At 35.4% G+C, this 23,265-nt stretch carries 17 protein-coding genes; 12 read left to right on the top strand and 5 right to left on the bottom strand.

All coding sequences use genetic code 11. The features are described 5' to 3' along the window. Position 1: 1 nt before the first annotated feature. The 4 genes from cobA to glp all read right to left on the bottom strand — a co-directional run bounded on the left by cobA (position 2) and on the right by glp (position 3,664). Positions 2-790 (bottom strand): uroporphyrinogen-III C-methyltransferase, encoded by a 789-nt coding sequence (cobA, locus tag FF52_RS20775; RefSeq protein ID WP_008468712.1) that lies wholly within the window; start codon positions 788-790, stop codon positions 2-4. 5 nt (positions 791-795) lie between these two features. Then, a complete protein-coding gene (locus tag FF52_RS20770) occupies positions 796-1,368 on the bottom strand; it encodes a molybdenum cofactor guanylyltransferase (RefSeq protein WP_008468711.1) in 573 nt (190 codons plus the stop codon). A gap of 211 nt (positions 1,369-1,579) precedes the next feature. Further along, positions 1,580-2,326 carry a sulfite exporter TauE/SafE family protein gene (locus FF52_RS20765; RefSeq protein WP_008468710.1) on the bottom strand — a complete coding sequence of 249 codons (747 nt, stop codon included), beginning with the start codon at positions 2,324-2,326 and terminating at the stop codon, positions 1,580-1,582. A 165-nt stretch (positions 2,327-2,491) separates the two neighbouring features. Continuing rightward, entirely contained in the window at positions 2,492-3,664 is a 1,173-nt protein-coding gene (gene glp / locus FF52_RS20760; RefSeq protein WP_008468708.1) for a gephyrin-like molybdotransferase Glp, read from the bottom strand. Between the two features lie 927 nt (positions 3,665-4,591). Between glp and FF52_RS20755 the strand changes: the two genes are divergently transcribed. The 8 genes from FF52_RS20755 to FF52_RS20720 all read left to right on the top strand — a co-directional run bounded on the left by FF52_RS20755 (position 4,592) and on the right by FF52_RS20720 (position 18,239). Further along, on the top strand, positions 4,592-7,723 hold the full coding sequence (locus FF52_RS20755) for a SusC/RagA family TonB-linked outer membrane protein (protein ID WP_008468706.1): 3,132 nt from the start codon (positions 4,592-4,594) through the stop codon (positions 7,721-7,723). A gap of 16 nt (positions 7,724-7,739) precedes the next feature. Then, complete coding sequence (locus FF52_RS20750; RefSeq protein WP_008468704.1) at positions 7,740-9,212, top strand: RagB/SusD family nutrient uptake outer membrane protein; 1,473 nt, start codon at positions 7,740-7,742, stop codon at positions 9,210-9,212. Positions 9,213-9,409: 197 nt separating this feature from the next. Next, the gene (locus FF52_RS20745) at positions 9,410-11,326 is read left to right on the top strand and encodes an arylsulfatase (RefSeq protein WP_008468702.1); all 1,917 of its coding nucleotides are present in this window, start codon (positions 9,410-9,412) and stop codon (positions 11,324-11,326) included. A gap of 178 nt (positions 11,327-11,504) precedes the next feature. Continuing rightward, positions 11,505-12,563 carry a sterol desaturase family protein gene (locus tag FF52_RS20740; protein WP_008468700.1) on the top strand — a complete coding sequence of 353 codons (1,059 nt, stop codon included), beginning with the start codon at positions 11,505-11,507 and terminating at the stop codon, positions 12,561-12,563. Between the two features lie 12 nt (positions 12,564-12,575). Continuing rightward, on the top strand, positions 12,576-13,292 hold the full coding sequence (locus FF52_RS20735; protein WP_035692125.1) for a thioredoxin domain-containing protein: 717 nt from the start codon (positions 12,576-12,578) through the stop codon (positions 13,290-13,292). A 175-nt stretch (positions 13,293-13,467) separates the two neighbouring features. After that, positions 13,468-15,087: a sulfatase-like hydrolase/transferase gene (locus FF52_RS20730; RefSeq protein WP_008468697.1), complete on the top strand. Its 1,620-nt coding sequence runs from the start codon at positions 13,468-13,470 to the stop codon at positions 15,085-15,087. 88 nt (positions 15,088-15,175) lie between these two features. Next, positions 15,176-16,435: a YeiH family protein gene (locus FF52_RS20725; protein WP_008468696.1), complete on the top strand. Its 1,260-nt coding sequence runs from the start codon at positions 15,176-15,178 to the stop codon at positions 16,433-16,435. A 148-nt stretch (positions 16,436-16,583) separates the two neighbouring features. After that, a complete protein-coding gene (locus FF52_RS20720; protein ID WP_237718568.1) occupies positions 16,584-18,239 on the top strand; it encodes an arylsulfatase in 1,656 nt (551 codons plus the stop codon). Between the two features lie 141 nt (positions 18,240-18,380). On the opposite strand, the gene rocD is transcribed toward FF52_RS20720, so the two are convergent. Next, positions 18,381-19,631 (bottom strand): ornithine--oxo-acid transaminase, encoded by a 1,251-nt coding sequence (rocD, locus tag FF52_RS20715; RefSeq protein ID WP_008468694.1) that lies wholly within the window; start codon positions 19,629-19,631, stop codon positions 18,381-18,383. Positions 19,632-19,856: 225 nt separating this feature from the next. On the opposite strand from rocD, the gene FF52_RS20710 reads away from it, so the two are divergent. From FF52_RS20710 to FF52_RS20695, 4 genes are all read left to right on the top strand, one after another. Next, positions 19,857-20,309, top strand: coding sequence for an Lrp/AsnC family transcriptional regulator (locus FF52_RS20710; protein ID WP_008468693.1), 453 nt, complete (start codon positions 19,857-19,859; stop codon positions 20,307-20,309). Positions 20,310-20,418: 109 nt separating this feature from the next. Beyond that, a complete protein-coding gene (locus FF52_RS20705) occupies positions 20,419-21,192 on the top strand; it encodes a dienelactone hydrolase family protein (RefSeq protein ID WP_008468692.1) in 774 nt (257 codons plus the stop codon). 45 nt (positions 21,193-21,237) lie between these two features. Beyond that, positions 21,238-22,206 (top strand): DUF3667 domain-containing protein, encoded by a 969-nt coding sequence (locus tag FF52_RS20700; protein ID WP_008468691.1) that lies wholly within the window; start codon positions 21,238-21,240, stop codon positions 22,204-22,206. A gap of 9 nt (positions 22,207-22,215) precedes the next feature. Next, on the top strand, positions 22,216-23,232 hold the full coding sequence (locus tag FF52_RS20695; RefSeq protein WP_008468690.1) for a M28 family peptidase: 1,017 nt from the start codon (positions 22,216-22,218) through the stop codon (positions 23,230-23,232). Positions 23,233-23,265: the final 33 nt, after the last annotated feature.

Here is a 23,265-nt window from a genome sequence, read left to right as displayed (position 1 = left end):
TTTATAAATTTAAATTTTGAAAAATAAATTCGTCATCAAAGTGTTCCTGAAAATACGAAATCCAACTTGATGTAGTTCTAACGACTTCACCGATAACGATAATGGCCGGCGATGATATGTTTTTTTCAGATACCAATTTAGTGATTGTATTGATAGTTCCAATTACTTTTTGCTCTGAATTTTTCGTCCCGTTTTGAATAATGGCAACTGGCAAATCATCATTTCTATTTTCTTGATAAATCGAAATGATTTCGTCCAATTTATGCATTCCCATTAAAATAACAACCGTTGCTGCCGATTTTGATGCCAATTGAATATCTTTTGACAATTTATGGTCTGAAGTTGTTCCTGTAATAACCCAGAAACTCTCTGCTACTTTACGCTGTGTCAAACTGATTCCAACCGAAGCAGGAACTCCTAAAGCAGATGAAATTCCAGGCACAATCGCCGTTTCTATTCCAAAATCTTCTGCAAATTCGATTTCTTCACTTCCTCTTCCAAAAACAAACGGGTCACCGCCTTTTAAGCGAACCACATGCCCATGAGTTTTTGCCATAGAAACAATCAAATCGTTAATCTGATCCTGAGTATAAGCATGGCAACCTAAACGTTTTCCAACAAAAACAATTTCTGCATTTGGTGCGTATTCCAACAAATCTTCATTTACCAGAGCATCGTACAAAACGACATCGGCACTTTTTAAAACTTTAATTGCTTTTAGCGTAATCAATTCAACGTCACCTGGACCTGCACCTACAATAGTCAATTTGGGTGTTTTTAAATCTCGCATAGTCTTTAAGTTAAATTGATATTCAGATCATTTAATTCGTCTGCCGAATTAATATTCGTCAAATGAAAGTTTTCACTTTCTTCTATATTGATAATCTGATGCGGCAATTTAGCCAGCAGATCCATCACTTTAAGCTCATCAGAATCGATCGCTTCTTTTATAACAGAAGCAATATTTTTTGAATAAATCCCAATTAACGGATGTGTTTTGCTTTCGGATGCAAAAACCGTAATTCCAGCCTCACTTGTATGTTTTGAAATTAATTCTTGCAATAATTCGGTCGAAATTAACGGAATATCACAACTCAAAATCAGATTGAATTCGGTTTCTGAATGTGATAATGCAGTATAAATTCCACCCAACGGACCTTTATCTTCAACTAAATCTGCTATTTTTTCATAGTTTAAATAATCGTATTCTTTAGAAGTCGTGATTAATTTTATATGGTTTGTAATGGGCAAAATTGCCTGAATGATATGCTCAATGAATGGTTTTTCCTGAAACAAAACCAATCCTTTTTCTGACTGCATTCTGGAGCTTTTTCCTCCGCAAAGAATAAATACTGTTAGTGTTTTCATAGTTTTCTTATTTCAGGTTTCTTTTGTCTATTCTTGCCACAGATTAAAAGGATTAAAAAGATTTCTTTAAATGCTTTGTTTTGATTTTTTTACCACGAATTACACAAATTTTCACAAATTATTTTTTTAAATATGTAACTGAAATTCGTGTAATTCGTGGCAAAAAAAAATCCTTTTAATCTGTTAAATCTGTGGCAAAACCATATCATTATCAGGGAAAAATCAATTTCACGCTTGCCATTAAAATCACCGTTCCTAATACCATTTTTAATGTTCTGTTGGAGAAAGAGCCGCTTCCGTAAAATCCTCCCAGCATTCCTCCTACAACAGCAATTGGAACGAGATAAAAACTTTCCATCGGAATTGTTTTTCCTCCTAAAAAGAATCCCAACATTCCTGCAAATGAATTTACAAAAATGAATAAACTGGAAATCGCAGCCGATTCTTTTACTGACGCCCATCCTAAAAATAACAGGATCGGACTTAAGATAATTCCACCGCCAATTCCCAACATTCCAGATAATAATCCTATCGCAAAACCAATGGCCAAAGCAAACGAAAGGTTTATTTTTACCTCTTCTTTTTCTTTAAAATTAAATATTCCAAACAGCCTCAACGCTGCAAAAACCAATACAATTCCGAGAATTATTTTATAGATCGCACTATCTAAAGTGATAAAACCTCCTATAAAAGCTGCTGGAATCGAAGCAATAGCAAACGGATAAAACAGCTTGGGTTTGAAATAATTATTTTTATAATAAAACAAAAACGAAATACTCGATACAAACAAATTCAGCAACAAAGCCGATGGTTTCATAATCGAAACCGGAAAAGCAAAAATGCTCATCAAAGCCAAATATCCAGAAGCTCCGCCATGCCCAACGCTTGAATATAGAAATGCAATTATAATTAATGCAAAACTGAATAATAGTATATTTTCGGAACTTAGGAGAATCATTTTGTTTTTTTGTTTTTTGTTTCAGGTTTAAAGTTTCAAGTTTAACAATATATATTTTTTATTTATACTGCGCTTTTGCTACTTATCTTAAAAAATCTTTTCTCTTTAATCTTTTCTCTTTAATCTTTTCTCTTTAATCTTTTCTCTAATCTTTATTCTAAAAACCTAATCAATGGGCAAGATTGTTACTGATGTGCCTTTTGTAATGCTTTCGGTATCGTGTGGCACAATTACCAAACCATTTGCGATAGCAAAAGAATTAAGCATTGAAGAAGCTTGTCCTTCTAAAATGGTAACACTTGTTTCATTATATAATGCTTTCAAAAAAAGTGTTTTTCCTGTGTCATTGACTATGTCGTTTTCTAATTTTCGAACAATTTTTGGCAAATGCGTATTCGAGAATCCCATTTTATTTTTGACTGCAGGATACACATAAATATAAAAATTAGTCAATGAAGAAGCTGGATTTCCTGGCAACGCAAAAACTAAAGTATCTTTTTTAGAACCAAAAAACATTGGTTTTCCAGGTTTCTGATTAATCTTGTAAAAAAGCTCTTCTACTCCATTTTTCAGCAAAGCTTCTTTTACAAAATCATAATCCCCCACAGAAATTCCGCCAGATATTAGCACAATATCATTCTTCTTAAGGATGGGTTGCAGTGCTTTTTTTGTTGCTTTTAAACTATCCTTCACCGTATGAACTTTAACTTTGTTAATTCCGATGGTCTGCAAAGCCGCTTGCAGCATTACAGAATTGCTTTCGTAAATTTTCCCTTTAGAAAGTTTCTTGCCCGGCTTTACCAACTCATTTCCCGTCACTAGAATAGCCACTTTCGGTTTTTTATAAACTGTTATTTCTGTAATTCCTAAACAAGCTAAAAAACCAATTGCTGCTGGAGTTATTAATGTATTGGCATCAAAAACAACATCCTCTGCACTAATCTGTTCGCCTTTGTTTCTAACATTAGCAAAAGGTTCTGGCATTTTTGCAATCAAAATTGAATCCCCATTTACCATTACATGTTCCTGCATTACAACAGTATCTGCGTCATTAGGGACATATGCGCCTGTAAATATGCGTACGGCTTGGTTTTCTTTTAGTTTTACATTGGCATGATCGCCAGCCTGCGAAATTCCTACCACATCAAATTGATGTCTTCTTGAATGAATAAAAGCATAACCATCCATTGCCGATTGGCGAAACGGTGGCATTGAAATCGGCGAGTAAATTGTTTCTGCCAAAACATATCCGAGCGCTTTTTTAACAGAAATTTTCTGAGTGGACAAAACTGAACTGTTTGCAGCGACAATTTCTAAAGCTTCTTTTACTTCTATCATTTCGTTTAATTATAAAACTAAGTAAAAATACTTAATACAAATATAAGTATTTATCCGTAGGTTGATTAAAAAATTTTACTTTTCTTTTATAGTCTATAAAATTACTCTAATTTATTCAAAATCAACTTGAAATTTAAATTTAGATTTTAGATATCCGTGTCAAAAGAGTTTTTTTAGACTCTTTTTATGCTTTTGTAACCATTTAAGTCTATTAAAAGTGCTGTTTTAGAGTTGAAAAATAAGTATAAAATACTACAATTTTAATCCAAGCACAAAATTTATTTTAACATTTATCTGATTACAGAATTCTTTGCGATCCCTTTTAAAATAAGGGACAAACAAGACAAGTCCTTCTTACAGCGCTTCTACAAACATATATTTTTCAAAAAAAACTCCTCAAACTTTTGGTTTTTATTATATAAAATTTAACTTTGTCTATAGGATTAGTAGAGTTTAAAACAGTATTTCAAACTATAAAAATTATTATTGTGAAAACAACAGAAAGCATATCGCGTTACATTCTTCCTAAAAAATACACTTATAGCACTATTTGTTATATGTGTTTCTGTTGTTAATTATCTACTCTTACTTTGTTTGCCTTTAGAATCCATATCGAAGCAAAACATAAAAAATATCACCAAAAATATTTATTGAATTTTAACCAAGAAATCTCTCCAATGCATTCAATTGTATTGGGCAAGGCTCTTGAAACCATACCTATTTATTTACAAATTAAATAACTAACAATTAAAAAGACTAAAATGAAAACAATGCAAACCTGTTGCTTTAAATAAAAAAAGCCATTTCTGCGGCAACAGAAATGGCAAGGCTTAAAGAACATTTATCACTAAATCAAGAACACTTTTAGAGTGCTGTATAAACAGTGCTCAGGGCGTCTTGTTAATTACTTAAAACCAACACAAAGAAATGAAAAAAAAGTTAAACATACACATACTGCTGTTTCTACTCTTCATAACGGCAGGAATACAAGCCCAAAATACCACCCCACTTATTCAATCAAAACTAGATGGAACTGTCGTTGATGCTATTACAAATCAACCTATAATTGGTGCTTCGGTTACCATTAAAGGAACAACCCACGGCGTTGTGACAGATGCCGAAGGAAAATTTTATTTTCAAACGGGACAGAAATTTCCTTACACCTTGATCGTAAGTTACATCGGATATAAAAAACTAGAAATAATTGTTGAGAAAAATCCGGTCATTATTAACCTTAAAGAAGAGCGTCAAGAGCTAGACGAATTGGTAGTTGTAGGTTACGGAACTCAAAAGAGAAAAGACATTACCGGCTCGGTAGCTTCGGTTCCAAAAGCCAACTTATCTCAGGTTACTTCTTCGGCAGACAATCTATTAAGAGGTGCAGTTGCTGGAGTTGTAGTTACACAAAGTTCTGGACGTCCAGGTGCTTCTTCAAGCGTTCGCATTCGCGGAGGAAACTCGATTACTGCTGGTAATGAACCTTTGTATGTTGTTGACGGAATCTTAATTTACAACGATAACAATAACAGTAGCGCAGGAGTAACATATGCGGGTGCGAGTGTCAATGTGCTTTCTACTATTAATCCTGCTGACATCGAATCTATTGAGGTTCTAAAGGATGCCTCAGCAACAGCAATTTATGGTTCTAGAGGTGCCAATGGAGTTGTAATTATTACGACAAAAAAGGGAACCAAAGGACAAGATAATATTTCGTACCAAGGCTATTTCGGATTTCAGAATATTTCCAAAAAACTGAAATTGATGAATGCGAGCGAATGGGCAAGTTTAAGAAACGATGTTCAGGCGAGTATTGGTCAGGCTCCTTCTTTTTCTCCTGCACAGATCGAGGCTTTGAAGACTTCTGGAAACTACGATTGGCAGTCGGCAGCATTTGTAACGGCAGCACCTGTTCAAAGTCATAATTTATCTTTTTCGGGCGGAGACGAGAAATCTAGATATGCTATTTCTGCAGGATACTTTGATCAGGATGGTATTGTTTTAGGATCTGATTTTAAACGTATTTCGCTACGAGCCAACTATGAACGAAATTATTCTCAGAAATTCAAATTTGGCGTAAATGCCAACTATACCAATTCGATTGCAAATGGTGTTGGTACAAATGGAGGCGCGGCGGCAGGAAGAAACCCAAACCCACTTGTTAGTGTAGTTTTGACAGCTCCTGTGGTTCCTATAAAAAATACAGACGGAAGCTATAACGTAACCAACAATCCTTACGCAACTTCTGTAAATGGTTATGTTCCGAACCCAATTAATGATTTGGAAAATACAACGAACGAGACCAAACTAAACAGAATCCTAACTAGCTTATTTGGTGAGTATAAATTCAATAAAGAATTAACGGCTAAAGTTGCGGTGAGCGGCGACGTTTTAAATACGAAACAAAATTACTATGCGCCTTCAAACACCACTACTGGAGCAGGTACAAAAGGATTGGCCTCTATCGGAGAAAGATTAGTAAGTTCTGTTTTGAATGAAAATACGCTTACCTACAATACCAATTTTGGCGAAAATCATAAATTCTCTGCTTTAGGAGGTTATACGCTTCAATACACAAAAGGCGAAGTGGTGAATGCAGGAGCTCAGACTTTTGTTAACGATGCCAATACTTACAATGCACTTCAAGATGGTGTGGCGGTAAAACCATACAGCGAAGCTTATGAAAGTGTTTTGAAATCTTGGCTGGCTAGAGTCAATTATTCTTATAAAGGAAAATACAACTTTACACTTTCTGGACGTGCAGATGGTTCTTCAAGATTTGGTTCTGAATCACTTTGGGGCTACTTTCCTTCTGCTGGATTCTCATGGAATATTACCGACGAAGAATTTGCCAACAATATTAAAGGCGTAACCGAAGCAAAACTAAGAATTACAGCTGGAACGACAGGAAACCAAGAAATCGGAAACTACCTGCCTCTTGCTTCGATGGGATCTGTAAATTATTCTTTTGGGGGAACATTATATACCGGTTTAGCTCCTACCCGATTGGCAAACCCAGATTTGAAATGGGAAAAAACTAATCAATATAATGTTGGATTGGATTTATCATTATTAGACCGAAGAATCAATTTTGTTTTTGATGTGTATTATAAAAAGACGAAAGATTTATTGATCAACGTTCCTGTACCATTGAGTTCGGGTTATGCCACAGTGCTTCAAAATATTGGTGGAGTTGAAAATAAAGGTTTTGAAGTTGGTGTAACAACGGAAAATATAAAAACAGAAAACTTCGCTTGGAACTCCAATATTGTATTTTCTCTTAACCGAAATAAAGTTACTGAGATCGGAAATGGCGTAGATCAGTTTTTCCCAGTAGTGCCAAACGGTTCTTTATTGCAGCAGCAGCCTGTCACAGTAAAAGTAGGTTTGCCATTAGGAACTTTCTGGGGTTATAGAACCAACGGAATTTTCCAGACTCAGGAAGAAGTAAATACACAGCCAAAAATCAACAGTTTGGCCAATACAAAAGTGGGAGACAGAAAATATGTTGATACTAACGGAGATGGCGTAATTACAGCTCTTGACAAAGGCAATTTAGGCACATCTCAACCAAAATTTGTTGGAAGTTTCAGTAATACAGTTTCATACAATGATTTTGATTTAAATTTCTCTTTTCAAGGTGCATATGGCGGAAAAATCTTTAATGCCTTAAATCAGCAATTGGAGATTTCTACTCTTGGAACCAATGCGGCGGCGACTCTAAATGATCGATGGACACCAACAAATCCGAGTAATGAAATTCCGAGAGCTTCTAGTTCTCCTTTAGGAATTGTTTCTGAACGTTATGTGGAAGATGCTTGTTTCTTACGATTAAAATTAATCACATTAGGATACACTTTACCTAAAAGTGTTTCTAAAAAACTGGGAACAAAAAGTGTAAAAATCTACGTCTCAGCAGAAAACCTAATTACATGGACCAAATACACTGGCTATGATCCAGAGGTAAGTTCATACGAACAAAACAACTTATATCCGGGAATTGACTTTGGTTCTTATCCAAACTCCAAAACATTCATCTCGGGCTTGAACGTAACTTTCTAAGTAAAAAAAATATATAATGAAAAAGATAATCATAACATTCCTTTTAAGTGCCAGTCTATTGGTATCGTGCACTGATCTTGAGGTGACACCTAACTCTTTTGTAACCGAAGACAATTACTTTATCACTCAAGATGATGCAGTAGCGAGTGTAACTGCAGTATATGCCTCTTTGAGCCTTGATCCAGGTGAGCAAAGTTTATTTGGTCGAAACCTTTACTTCTTAACCGATATGGGTTCTGATTACGCAACTGCAGGAGTTTCTGCTACAAACCCGCAAGTTAGAGCCATGAGCAGTTTAACACACGATGCTACCAATGATCGTGTTCAGGTAGCATGGAGACAAATTTACAACGGAATCAACAGAGCAAATGTTTCTATTGATAATATTCCGAAAGTTTCAGGTTCAGAAGTTATCAAAACCAGATTGATCAATGAAGCTAAATTCATCCGAGCATTGCTTTATTTTCAAGCAGTTCGTCTTTGGGGCGGAGTCCCGATTGTTTTGCACGAAGCTAAATCTATCAATTTGGGAGATTTAAAAACGAATCGTTCTACAGTTGAGGAAGTGTACACCCAAATCATCAAAGATTTAACAGATGCCGAAGCGCTTCCAAAAACCTATACGGCAGCAGATGCTGGACGTGCCACATCAGGAGCAGCAAAAGCCATTTTGGCAAAAGTGTATCTGACTAGAAAAGATTGGCCAAACGCGATTGCAAAAGCTAGAGAAGTAATTGACGGAGGTTACGGATATGCTTTGTTTGAAGATTTTCAAGATATTTTCACTAAAACAAAAAAGAACGGAAAAGAGCATATTTTCTCTGTTCAGTTTGAACCAAATCAAGCAGGAAACGGATCAAGCGGAAGTACTTTTCAAGCCACTTCTTTTACTGGATTTACAGCAACAGAACCAGCAGATATCATTTCAGACGTTGCTTTATTTTATGACATCTATGCGCCTGGAGACAAAAGAAGAGATGTAAGTTATGCCAAACAATTGCTTAATCCAGCAACAGGTACGCTATACACTTTTCCAAAACCTATTTTCAAAAAATACTTGGATTTGTCTAATCTGGCGACACCTTCAAACGTAGCGATCAACTTTCCAGTTATTCGTTATGCGGACATCCTTCTGTCTTTAGCGGAAGCGATAAATGAACAAGGAGGTCCAACTGCAGAAGCATACGAATTGATTAATCAAGTGCGAAGAAGAGCTTTTGGGAAAGCCATCACAACTCCAGATGTGACTGTTGATTTAGTGGGATTAAACCAGACGTCTTTTAGAGCTGCAATTCAGGAAGAGCGCAAAAAAGAATTTGTTCAGGAAGGACAGCGCTGGTACGATTTGGTAAGATGGGGAACATTGGTTACTGAAGTAAAAAAGGTTACAGCTAAAAACTCAGTTTCAGAAAGAAATAATCTGTATCCGATTCCGCAAAGCGAAAGAAATATCAATCCTGATGGATTGCCACAAAACCCTGGATATTAAAAAATTTAAACGCATAGAAACATAGATTTTAAATTATTAATAAAAAAAGTAAAAGAGAAACTCGTTTCTCCACACATAGTTGCTATGTGAATTGAAATAAGTGAAACGCCTTTTATCAGAAAACAAATCTATGTTTCTATGTGTTTAAAAATAGGAACCATTATTTAAAACCATATAACTAAAAAAACTATAGAAAAATGAAAAATTTAAAAAATAGCATCTCAATCAAAGGCTCTAAGAAGGGGCTTTTGATTACTGCTATCCTGATTGCACAATTGGGAATAGCACAAGACAAACAAGAATTTAAGGGTACAATCGGAAAAACTCTGGCTGATTCTAAAGAATACTGGCCAGATCCTGTAACGGCACCAAAAGGCGCTCCGAACATTGTTTGGATTCTTTTAGATGACGTTGGATTTGGAGCTTCAAGCGCTTTTGGAGGCTTAATCAATACGCCTACTTTTGATAATCTGGCAAATAATGGTTTACGTTATACAAACTTCCATACAACAGCAATTTGTGCTCCTACCCGTGCCGCTTTATTGACTGGAAGAAATTCAGGAAGAGTTCACGTAAGCGGATTTTCTCATACTATTTTATCGGCTGGTTTCCCAGGTTGGGACGGAAGAATTCCTTCTGATAAAGGAACAATTGCAGAGATTTTACGCGACAATGGCTACAACACGTTTGCAGTTGGAAAATATGGTGTTACACCAGATGAAGACGCAACAGATGCGGGTCCGTTTGACAGATGGCCAACGGGAAAAGGTTTCGATCATTTTTACGGATTCTTAGGTTCTCAAACCGACCAATACAATCCTGATTTGGTTGAAGACCAAGTTCACATTAAACCTGACGGACGCCATTTAAATGAATTAATCACAGACAAAGCAATCAGCTACATTCAGAAACAGCAAAAAGCAGCTCCTGGAAAACCATTTTTCTTGTATTATGCTCCAGGAGCGGTTCACGCACCTCATCAGGTTGCCGAAAAATGGGTTGAACCGTACAAAGGCAAATTTGATGAAGGCTGGGATGTTTATCGCGAAAAAGTATTGGCAAACCAAAAGAAATTGGGTGTAATTCCTCAAAATGCCGTTCTGCCAGAACGTAACGCTTTAATTACAGAATGGAAAAAATTATCACCAGACCAAAAGAAAGTATACGCAAGATTCATGGAAGTTTACGCTGGATTCTTAACGTATACAGATTATGAAATTGGAAGAGTTGTAGATTACTTAAAACAAAGCGGACAGCTTGATAATACTTTAATCTTTGTTGCCATTGGAGATAACGGTGCAAGTAAAGAAGGGACTCTACAAGGAACAATCAACCAAAGTTTATTTGCTCAAGGAAAAACCGACGAAGAAAACTTCCAAAGCAATTTGAACAACATTGGCGAAATCGGAACAGCTAAAGGTTTAAATACCAATTATCCTTTGGGATGGGCTCAGGCAACAAATGCTCCTTTCAAAAACTGGAAACAAGATGCTCAGTCTGAAGGAGGAACTCGCAACCCGCTGATTGTTTTTTATCCAAACGGAATTAAAGACAAAGGCGGTATAAGAAATCAATACAGCCACGTTACAGATATTTTGCCAACGACTTTGGATATTGTTGGAATTAAAGCGCCAGAATACATTAGAAATATCAAACAAGATATTATTCAAGGTTCAACTTTCAAAGCTTCTTTAGACAATCCAAAAGCTGAATCATTACATAAAGTGCAGTATTACTACATCTTTGGAAACAGAGCTATTTACAAAGACGGATGGAAAGCTTCTGCTGCGCATTTGCCGGATTCTTTCGCAGTAAAAAAATCTTTAGGAAGCAACGAAAAACCTGCTCCAAGCAACTTCGATACTGATGTTTGGGAATTATACAATCTAAACGAAGATTTTAACGAACGTAACAATCTGGCGAAAAAACATCCTGAAAAACTGGCTGAGCTTCAAAAATTATTCGACGAACAGGCAAAAGAAAACAATCTATATCCACTGATTGACTGGCAGGATGTTTATAACAGAAGAATTCACAATACTGGTGCTGATAAAGGAAAAACAATTTCTGACTTAATCAAACAAGCAACTAAACCAGGAGGAACCAATAATTAATTGCATAACCTGCAAGGTTTTTGAAACCTTGCAGAACATAAAAAGAATAATTATGAAACGAGTAGATTATGAAATCATAGGAAAAAAGATTGTCGTTGGGATAATCTTGTTTTTAGTTCCACTGGCTATACTAGCTGGCGGATTAGCAGTAGTAAATCAATTTTTAAAATAAGAAATCATGGCAATAGTTCAAAAAGAAAAATTAACGAGAGACTTAACTATAAGTTTTTTCATTTATTCATTGCCTGTAGTGGCAATTTACCTGTATTTTAAACTAACTGGTGGAGCTGTAAGCGAATCGCATTTAACATTGCCTCCATTTTTAGAATTTGCACAACCCATTTTTGCTAATATTCGAACTTGGGGATTAACCGTATTTATGATCGTTTTAGGAATTATCGAATTTGCTGCAGGTTTATACGATGACGAATGGACTGGTGAAGAACGCAAAATTGACATTGTTTGTTTCTTAGCTCCAAAATTGATTTTGCCTCCTATCATTGCTTTTTTCAGTTTAACAGCTTTACCTTATTTATTGCCAAATCTGGCTAATTCATTATCATGGGTTCCGTTTTGGGGAGGTTTTTTCTTAATAGCAATTGCTGACGATTTAACGCAGTATTGGTACCATAGATTGCATCACCAAGTTCCATTTTTATGGCGTTTTCACAGAACGCACCATTCAGCTCCGTACATGGGGATGGCAATGGCTTCTAGGCAAAACTTTATTTATACGGTTTTCTTTTCTCAAATTTATTTGACAGCCACTTTAACGTATTTAGGTTTAGGCCTTCCTGCTTTATTTGTTTTAGTGATTAAAAGTTTCATCACTTTGGGAGCGCACTCAAGCATTCCGTGGGATAAACCTTTTTACAAATACAGAATATTGCATCCAATTGCATGGGTTTTAGAAAGATTGATCTCTACTCCTGCTACGCATCACGCACATCACGCAGATACAAGCGGAGACGGTGTTGGGCATTTCAAGGGAAACTTCGGAAACATGTTCTTCATTTGGGATGTTATTTTCGGAACAGGATTAATTACACGTCAATATCCAAAATCATTCGGAACAAAATCATACAAACAAGAAGAATGGTATGCACAGTTTCTTTGGCCGATTTTTAAATCGAAAAAAGAAGGAAGTTCTCTTGCCGAAGGTGTATTATCGCTTCCGCTAAAACCAAAGCCAGTTACAGCCGAAGAAACTCCTGCACCGGTATTAGAACAAGTATAAATGCTTCTTGATATGAAAAATCAAATGTTAAAATCCAGTATAACAGCAATTGCCTTTTTATGGGCAGTTGCTGCTTTTTCGCAAAATGAAATTCACAGCTCATTATCGCTAGATTCATTTTATTCGAAAATAAAAAGCCAAAAAAAACCACAGATTGTTGATGCCAGAACTCCAGAAGAATTTGCATTGAATCATATTGAAGGTGCTGTAAACTTTAATCTCCAATCTGAAAACTATGCGCAATCTGTTGCTAAACTAGACAAGTCAAAACCTGTTTTTATATATTCCATTGGAGCTGGCAGAAGTGTCGCTTTAGAAAAAGAATTATTAAAAAATGGTTTCTCAGAAGCCTATAGTTTAGAAGGCGGAATTGCGAATTGGATTGGAAACGGAAAACCTTTTTATTCTAATCTAAAAAGTAAATTGTCTTTGGCGGAATTCAATAAGATTATTGCTGATAACAAAACTGTTCTCGTAGATATCGGTTCAAAATACTGTGCTCCTTGCAAAAAAGTAAAACCAGTTTTAGAAGACATTAGATCAGAATATGGTTCGAATTTAAAAATCGTAGAAATTGAATTGGAAGACAGTCCGCAAGTTATTGCCGATTTAAAAACCGTAAAAGTTTTCCCGACTTTGATTTTATATCAAAACGGCAAAATTGTTTTTAAGAAAGAAGGAATAAATGACTTGAAGAACGAAGTTGATGTTGCGTTGGCTTCGAAATAAGCACAATCTTTTACACAGTTTCAACGCACAATATTTCATCCTGAGGAACGAAGGATCACACTAGTAATTCCGTAATCAGAGTCGACAATCTTTGTAGAGCTACGTGTGTGATCCTTCGTTCCTCAGGATGACAAAATACTGTCAAAAGCAATGCGAACTAACCAAAAACCAAAATATGGCAACCTATAAAAAAATAACCAAAATCGTAATCCCCATTTTAATAGTGTTTCTTCTTCTGGCAGCATTTTTATTTTGGCCGATTAATACTGAAGCCACTTTAGTCAAAGAAGATCAAAAATTGGCAGAAGGGAAAAAAGAATTTTTAGCCTCAAAACCTAAAGATTCCATTATTGGAAAAAAGACCAATATCATTATTCTGCTTGCCGATGATTTGGGCAAATATGATATTTCGCTCTACGGCGGAAAATCGACTCCTACCCCACAAATCGATTCTTTGGCAACTTCTGGAGTTACTTTTACAGATGGTTATGCATCTGCTGCAATCTGTTCGCCTTCGCGTGCCGGATTAATTACAGGAAGATATCAAGAACGTTTTGGACATGAATATCAGCCCGGAGATCGTTATCCGAAAAACAATTTAGAATATTATGGTTTTAAATATTTAATCAATACAGACGGATGGAGATTAAATGATAAAATCAATTATCCGAACGAGGCTTCCATTAAAACGCAAGGACTCCCAAAATCTGAAATCACTTTTGCCGATTTAGCCAAAAGACAAGGTTACAGCACTGGAATTATCGGAAAATGGCATTTGGGACACAATAAAGGATTTTTTCCTTTGGACCGCGGTTTCGATCATCATTACGGATTTTATCAAGCATTTTCGCTTTATGCTCCAGAAGATGACAATCCTGACATTATCAATCATCACCATAAAGATTTTACAGATAAAACGATTTGGGGAAATGGACGCGTCGGAATTGGACAAATTCGCAGAGATAGCACTATTATTGATGAAAAAGCGTATTTAACCGAAAAATTTGCTGAAGAAGCGGAAGCATTTATTGATAAAAACAAAAACAAACCATTCTTGCTTTACATTCCGTTTAATGCGCCTCACACGCCATTTCAAGTTCGTAAAAAATATTACGATCGTTTTCCGAATGTAAAAGACGAAAACAAACGCGTCTATTTTGCCATGGTCAGTGCTTTAGATGATGCGATTGGCAGAATTCGTGAAAAAGTCAAGAAAGAAGGCTTGGAAGATAATACTTTAATCATTTTTGCCAGCGATAATGGTGGTGCCGATTATACTTTTGCCACAACAAATGCACCTCTGAAAGGCGGTAAATTCTCCCATTTTGAAGGCGGAATCAATGTTCCTTTTGCACTTTCGTGGAAAGGAAAAATCAAACCAAACACTGTTTATAAAAATCCTGTAAGCACTTTGGATATTTTTACAACCATTGCAACTGCAATTGGTTCTGATTTACCAAAAGACAGAATTTATGATGGTGTAGATTTGATTCAAACCGTAAACGAAAATAAAGTAGCCCACAAAGATTTATACTGGCGTTCGGGCGATGCAAAAGCGATTAGAAGTGGTGATTGGAAACTAGTCATTAGCGGAAAAACACACGAAAAATGGTTGTACAATCTTGCCTCAGATAAATCTGAAACAACAGACCTCTCACAAAAAAATCCAGAAAAAGTAAAAGAATTGCAAACTGCGCTGCAAACTTGGGAAAAAGGTTTAATTAAACCGTTGTGGCCTAATTTAACTTATTATGAGTTTGACTTTGGCAAACAAAAATACTTTGTCGATTTGTAACCTATCTACAAACATTACGTACTAAATAATTCCAATATCCTAACAGGTTTTAAAAACCTGTTAGGATAACAAATTAATTAAGAATACAATGTCAACCTCAACAAAATTTACTATTCACGAAGACTGGACAGTCGTAATTCTCGGTTTTCTCATTATCGGAATCTCTCTTTTTATTTTTCTTCCCGAAGTTCCCGTTTTTAAATGGACGAACGGAACAGACTTAATATTCGATGTTTTCGAAATCAAAAACATTAAAATAATTGGTTTTCAGTTTTTTTATTTTATTGTCATTGGAATAATCGGCACTTTTTTAGTTGGAAAATCGGTTAAAAATTTCATTTTTGGATTTCCCGTAGTTTATGTTTTAACGATTCTAGCTTTAATTATTGCAGGAAATACTGAAGTAAAAGCGCTTAATCTAGAAGCCGTAATTTTCAGTTTAGCTATCGGATTGATTATCGGTAATTTTTTCAAACTCCCACAATGGTTTCGTTCTTCTTTGTCAACCGAACTTTTTGTCAAAATCGGATTGGTTTTATTGGGAACAAGCGTCATTTTTTCGGATATTCTTAAAGCAGGTTCATTAGGTTTAATTCAAGCTTTGGTCGTGGTTTTATCCGTTTGGTATTTTGCATTCTGGCTTTGCAGAAAACTAAAAGTCGATGACGAATTGACCATGATGATTTCGAGTGCGGTTTCAATTTGCGGTGTTTCGGCGGCAATTGCCACTTCTGGTGCGATAAAAGGCGATTCTAAAAAATTGTCTTATGTGATTTCTATGGTTTTGGTAACTGCGATTCCTATGATGATTTTTATGCCAATAATTGCCAGTCATTTTAATTTTCCCGAAGAAGTTACAGGAGCCTGGCTTGGCGGAAGCATTGATACTTCTGGTGCTGTAGTGGCATCTGGAACTTTGGTTGGCGAAACGGCTTTAAAAATAAGTACAATCGTAAAATTTTCTCAAAATGTTTTATTAGGATTAGCTGCTTTTGCGATTTCTGTTTATTGGACTTACACGCACAATCAGTCTTCAGAAGTTCAAGAATCTAAGCCAACGCTCCGCGTTATTTGGGAACGCTTTCCAAAGTTTGTCATTGGCTTTATTGTGGCTTCCATTGTTTTCTCTTTTTTTGTTGCGCCAGAAACTCGTGATGAATTAAAGGAAAGTTTAAAAAATCTGCAAGGGCTTTGGTTTGCTTTAGCTTTTACTAGCATTGGTTTAGAAACCAATTTTAAAGATCTATTACAGCATAATAGCAGAAAACCTTTGATTGCATTTTTAACCGCACAATTCTTTAATATCTTTATTACATTGATTATAGCTTTTTTGCTTTTTAAACCTTAAAAACAAAACACACATTCCTGCGGAATATATAACCGCAATTTGATTTCAATTCTAACGACCGAATGTTTGTAGAAATGTATTTCTCTTTTGAACTTTTCAAAAAGTAAAAAAAAACAAACCAAAAATATACTACTGGTAAATTATAAATATGATGAATAAACGAATAAATATTTTACTTTCTGTCCTATTGACGGGAATAATAGGCTCTAACAAAACCGCAGCACAGACTGCATCTGCCAAGCCCAATGTAATTTTGATTCTGGTGGATGATATGGGATATTCTGATTTAGGAAATTATGGGTCTGAAATTAAAACTCCAAATTTAGATCGTTTGGCCAAAGAAGGAACACGTCTTCGCGAGTTTTACAACAACTCGATTTGCGCGCCAACAAGAGCTTCTTTGCTAACTGGACAATATCAGCATAAAGCTGGAGTTGGTTATTTTGATGTGAATCTTGGTCTGCCAGCTTACCAAGGTTACTTAAATAAAGAATCTTTAACTTTAGGAGAAGTTTTCCGTTCAGGAGGTTATAGTACTTTAATGTCTGGAAAATGGCATGTTGGCTCTGAAGATCAGTCACAGTGGCCAAACCAAAGAGGTTTTGATAAATTTTACGGAATCTTGAAAGGGGCTTCTAATTATTTTGACACGAAACCACTTCCTTTCGGTACAACACCTTATCCTGTAAAGATGATTCGAAACAACGAAGAACTACACCCAAAAGACGATTCGTACTATTTTACAGATGAAATCGGGAATAATGCAGTTACTTTTTTAGAAGAGCAAAACAAAGAAAACAAACCATTCTTTTTATACTTGGCATTTACCGCTCCTCACTGGCCATTACAGGCAAAACCAGTTGATATTGCCAAATACAGAGGCAAATTTGATGAAGGTTGGGATATTTTGAGAGAAAAAAGAATTCAAAAATTAAGAGAAAGCGGTATTATACTTCCAAACCAGACTATTTCGCCAAGAGATCCAGAGGTTCCAGAATGGGATAAACTGACTTATGATGAAAAACAATTCTGGAAAGCCAAAATGGAAGTTTATGCTGCAATGGTTGACAATATGGACCAGAACGTGGGTAAAGTTTTAGACAAATTGAAAGCGCTTAAAAAAGACAAAAACACTTTAATTATTTTCATTGCAGATAATGGTGCTCAAGGCGGATTTAATACTTATAATCCATTAAGAAGAGGTTTAGTCCGCAACAACGGGCCTGTAGGCTCTTCTGGTTCTTTCGATTATCAGGAACAAAATTGGGCATATCTTTCTAATACTCCATTGCAGGATTATAAAAATAATATGCATGAAGGCGGATTTAGCTCTCCTTTTATTGCTTGGTATCCATCAAAAATTAAAGCGGGAAGAATCGATAAAGGAACTGGCCATATTATTGATCTTGCCCCTACTTTTTATGAATTGGCAGGAATTGAATATCCTAAAACTTTAAATGGCGTAAATTCTAATCCGCTTCCTGGAAAAAGCTTACTTCCGGTTTTATTTGATAATGCTTCTGAAGTAAATCGTGGAGCTCCTTTATTCTGGGAAAGAGCTGGAAACAGAGCGGTAAGAGAAGGAAAGTGGAAATTGGTTTCAATTTATCCGTCTTATCAATGGGAACTTTACGATCTTGAAGCAGACCGTGGAGAAACGAATAATGTCGCTGCACAAAATCCAGGAATTGTAAACGATCTTTCGGCCAAATATTTTGACTGGGCCGACAAAACAGGAGTTGTAGAATACAGCAAATTCAAGCAAAAAGGAGAATTAATTCCTGGTGCCCCTCAAAAGAAATAATTACTTTTTTTTGATATTTTTAGTAATTATAACAAAAAGCGATTGCTATAAAACAGTCGCTTTTTAAAACAAAAAAATGGTCTATACAAAAAAGCAGCAAGTATACTTGCTGCTTTTTCTATTTTTAATCTCAAAGGACGATTATTTAAACTCACTCAAGGATTTCTCGATAATGTCAAGACATTCTTTAATTTGCTCTTCAGTCATTACCAAAGGCGGAGCCAGTCTGATTTTATTTCCGTGAGTTGGTTTAGCCAATAATCCATTATCTCTAAACTTCAAGCAGATTTCCCAAGCCAAATCAGATTCTTCATCTGTGTTGATTACAATTGCGTTTAAAAGACCTTTTCCGCGAACTAGTGTAATCAAATCGTTTTTATCTGCAATTTTATTTAATCCCTCTCTTAAAATCACCCCTAGACGTTCTGCATTTTCAGCCAGTTTTTCGTCTTTTATCACTTCTAGCGCCGCAACCGCAACTGCAGCGGCAACTGGATTTCCACCAAAAGTAGATCCGTGCTGCCCAGGTTTAATCACATTCATGATTTCGTCATTACATAAAACAGCCGAAACTGGATAAACTCCGCCAGAAATTGCTTTTCCAAGAATTAAAACATCCGGCTGTACATTTTCGTGATGAACTGCCAATAATTTTCCTGTACGGGCGATTCCTGTCTGCACCTCATCGGCAATAAAAAGTACGTTGTGTTTTTCACAAAGTGCTTTCGCTTTCGCTAAATAACCTTCAGAAGGAACATAAACTCCTGCTTCGCCCTGAATTGGTTCAACCAAGAATCCAGCGATATTTTTAGATGAATTTAAAGCATTTTCAAGCGCTTCAAGATTATCATATTCTATTTTAATGAAACCATCTGTAAAAGGTCCGAAGTTTTTGCGCGCCGTTTCATCATTTGAAAATGAAATGATAGTTGTCGTTCTTCCGTGAAAGTTGTTCTCACACACAATAATCTGCGCTTGATTTTCTGGAATTCCCTTTACTTCATAAGCCCATTTTCTAGAAATTTTCAAAGCTGTTTCAACCGCTTCGGCACCTGTATTCATTGGAAGAACTTTATCGAAACCAAAATATTTCGTTACATATTCTTCATAATTTCCTAATTTATCATTGTAAAAAGCACGAGAAGTCAAAGTCAGTTTTTGAGCTTGTTCTACCATTGCATTTACAATTTTAGGATGGCAGTGGCCTTGATTTACTGCAGAATAAGCAGATAAAAAATCATAATATTTCTTTCCGTCAACATCCCATACATATACGCCTTCTCCTCGTTCTAAAACGACAGGAAGCGGATGGTAATTATGAGCTCCATATTTGTTTTCTTTTTCAATCAAAAACTCCGATTTTGATGAAAGTGTTTTTTCTGTACTTATCATAATATGCTTTTTATTTCCACAAAAATATTAAAATTAAACAAATAACAATCCAAAAAACGATATTTTGACTCAAATATAACAAAATAAAAGTCAAAACTTAAATTTAATCACTACGAAAAAGACATATTTATTTTTTCGAGAAATATGATTCGATGGCTGTTTATTAAAAAAAAGAATTACTTTTATGAATCGCAAAAGACTCAATTTTAAAACGATTTTTACTGAATGGAATTATTAGACGAATTTGATATTAGTATCCTTAAAGAATTAGAAAAAGACGGAAGAATGGCTTATTCTGCCATCGCCACTAATCTTAAAATATCAAATACAATGGTGCATCAGCGTATTAACAGAATGATTGAACAAGGCGTGATTGGCGGTATTAAGCCCATTATTCAGGAAAAGAAGATAGGTTACGACTGGGCTTCTTTTACTGGACTCACACTAAACAAAGATTCTGATTCTGAACGGATTATTGAAGCGCTTAAAGAAATTCCTGAGATTACCGAATGTTATTATGTAACCGGCTCTTTTACGCTTTACATAAAAATCATCGCCAAAAATCATGAACACATGCGCCGTATTCTTTATGAAAAAATCGATGGAATTCCGGGTATCGACAAAACCGATTCTATTGTAGAATTAGGCTGCGCTTTTAAACGAAATATATCATTATAAAAAGGAAAAATATTCTTTTATAATATTGGTTACAAACCTCACAAGAATTTACTTGTGAGGTTTTTTTGTAACATAATATTTCTGATATTTGTTAAAAATTGAAGAAATCATGAAAAACTCCATAATCTTTTTATTCAGTGCAATCTTATTTTCTAACCTTATGAATGCGCAGTTAAAACCAGTGAAATATTCAGAAGGAAGCCAACAATTGAATGGCTTATTTATAAAATCTGCTAAAAAGAGCACTAACAATCCAGGCATCTTACTTTTGCCAGCTTGGTTAGGAATTGATAATGCTTCTAAAGGAATTGCTGAAGAATTATCTAAATTAGGCTATCACGTTTTCATCGCTGATATCTACGGAGAAGGAAATTATCCTAAAAACACGGGAGAAGCAGGAAAACAAGCAGGATTTTATAAAACAAATTACGAAGCGTATCAAAAACGTATTGATGCTGCTTTGAAGGAATTGGTTAAGTCTGGCGCAAATGCCGATAATATTGTCGCTATTGGTTATTGTTTTGGCGGCACTGGAGTTCTTGAAGCTGCCCGCGGACATCTGAATGTAAAAGGAATTGCTTCGTTTCATGGCGGTTTAGGAAAAGATGCCAACAGAAAAACAGAACCAATTTCTGCAAAAGTTCTCATTTGCCATGGTGCAGACGATCCGTTTGTTCCTAAAGAAGAAATTGCATCATTCCAACAAGAAATGCGCGATGCTAAAGCAGATTGGGAAATGATTTATTATGCAAATGCTGTTCACTCTTTCACAAATCCTGAAGCAGGAAATGACAATTCTAAAGGCGCAGCTTACAATGCTGTTGCTGCAAAAAGATCTTTTGACCATTTACAGCTTTTCTTAAACGAAGTCCTGAAAAAATAATTTCAAAAAAACTAAAAGACTACCAAAACAAATCAGCATAAACCAATGTCACATAATAAAATTAGAGAAGACAAAACTTGTCTCAACTGCCGACATGTTGTAGAGCTAAAATTCTGCCCCAACTGCGGACAGGAAAATAGCGATAGCCGAAAAACTTTTCATCATTTGTTTATCCATTTCTTTGAAGATTTGACGCATTATGAAAATGCTTTTTGGAAAACCATTCGCAACTTGCTCTTTAAACCTTCAACATTAACCAAAGAATACCTTTCGGGAAAACGCCTATCTTACTTGGCTCCTGTCAGACTCTATATTTTCATCAGTTTTATTACATTTTTATTGATTGCAATGTTTCCGAGCAAAGTAAAAGGCGATATTGATAAAAGTGAAAAAGCTCTTAGCAAAGAACTGGCTAAAAACACGCAAGGGCTTTCAAAAAAAGACGAAGACAAGTATTTCCATTTAAAATCAATGAAAGAGATTGACTCTATTCAGAAATATGGAAAAGAAAGCAGTAAGTTGAATGCTACCAGTTATTGGCTTTATGAAAAAGCAGTCCATGTTACTGAAAACAATACCAAAAGAGAAATTATTGAAAAGTTTGTAGAATCCTTTTTTCATAATCTGCCAAAAATCTTATTTATCATTATGCCATTTTTCGCTTTTTTTCTGTGGCTTTTTCACAACAAAAAAAGGTGGTATTATTTTGATCATGGAATTTTCACACTCCATTATTTTTCTTTTCTTTTATTGATTTTTCTTATTATGTTTATTATTGATCGATTGATTGGTCTGTTAGGAGAAAATAATCCTTTGACTTTTATATCCTCAATTACAACATTTATTGGCACAATCTGGATGTTCTATTATTTTTATCCTGCACATCATCGTTTTTATGGTGAATCTAGAATAGTGTCATTTGTTAAAAGCGTAATGCTGTTTATAATAAACTCACTTTTTATCCTATTTTTACTGACCTTTTACGTTCTTTACACATTTATTAATTTACACTAACTATTTAGAATGAAAAAATTACTCATTTTATTTTTAATTGTTACTGCGTACTCTTGTAAAACAACGCAGTCAACAGCATCTAAAGACAATTCGGATCCTTCAAAATATATTAAGGCTATCAGCGAAAAGGATCTTAAAACAATGCTTTACACTATTGCTTCTGATGAAATGGAAGGCCGTGAAACTGGTTCTAAGGGACAGAAAAAAGCAGGTCTTTACATGATTGAGCAATACAAAAAAAGTGGAATCTCTTTTCCAAAAGGGGCTTCAGACTACTATCAGCCTGTTCCTGCAGCATTTATGAATGCAAGACGTAATCAGAACCTTCCTGATTCTGAAAATATCTGGGCTTATATTGAAGGAACAGAAAAACCAGATGAAGTTTTGGTAATTTCTGCACATTACGATCACGTGGGCATTAAAAACGGTGAAGTGTACAACGGAGCTGATGATGATGGCTCTGGAACTGTAGCTGTTATGGAAATGGCGAAAGCTTTTGCGAAAGCGAAAAAACAAGGCCACGGACCAAAACGTTCAATTTTGTTTCTTCATGTAACTGGGGAAGAGCACGGTTTGCATGGATCTCGTTACTATTCTGAAAATCCATTATTCCCAATTGCAAATACAATCGCTGACATTAATATCGACATGATCGGACGTCGTGATGTAGAGCATTCAAACACAAACAATTATGTTTATGTAATTGGTGCTGACAGATTATCATCTGATTTACATAATGCAGTTGTGGCTCAAAACGAAAAATACATCAAAATGGACTTGGATTTTAAATTTAATGATCCGAAAGATCCAAACCATTTCTACGAGCGTTCTGACCACTATAATTTTGCTAAACACGGCATTCCATCTGTTTTCTTCTTCAATGGAGTTCACGAAGATTATCACGGAAAAGGTGACGAGCCTCAAAAAATTGAATACGATGCTTTGACTAAAAGAACTAAACTGGCTTTTGTTGTAGCATGGGAATTGGCAAATAGAGAGAATAGACCGGTAGTGGATAAGAAATAGTTACAAAGGTTCAAAGTAACAAAGTAACAAAGT

The organism is Flavobacterium sp. F52, assembly GCF_000278705.1.
GTDB classification, from domain to species: domain Bacteria; phylum Bacteroidota; class Bacteroidia; order Flavobacteriales; family Flavobacteriaceae; genus Flavobacterium; species Flavobacterium anhuiense.
The sequence above is the reverse complement of the archived record's forward strand: the minus strand, read 5'-3'. Positions and strand labels throughout refer to the sequence as shown.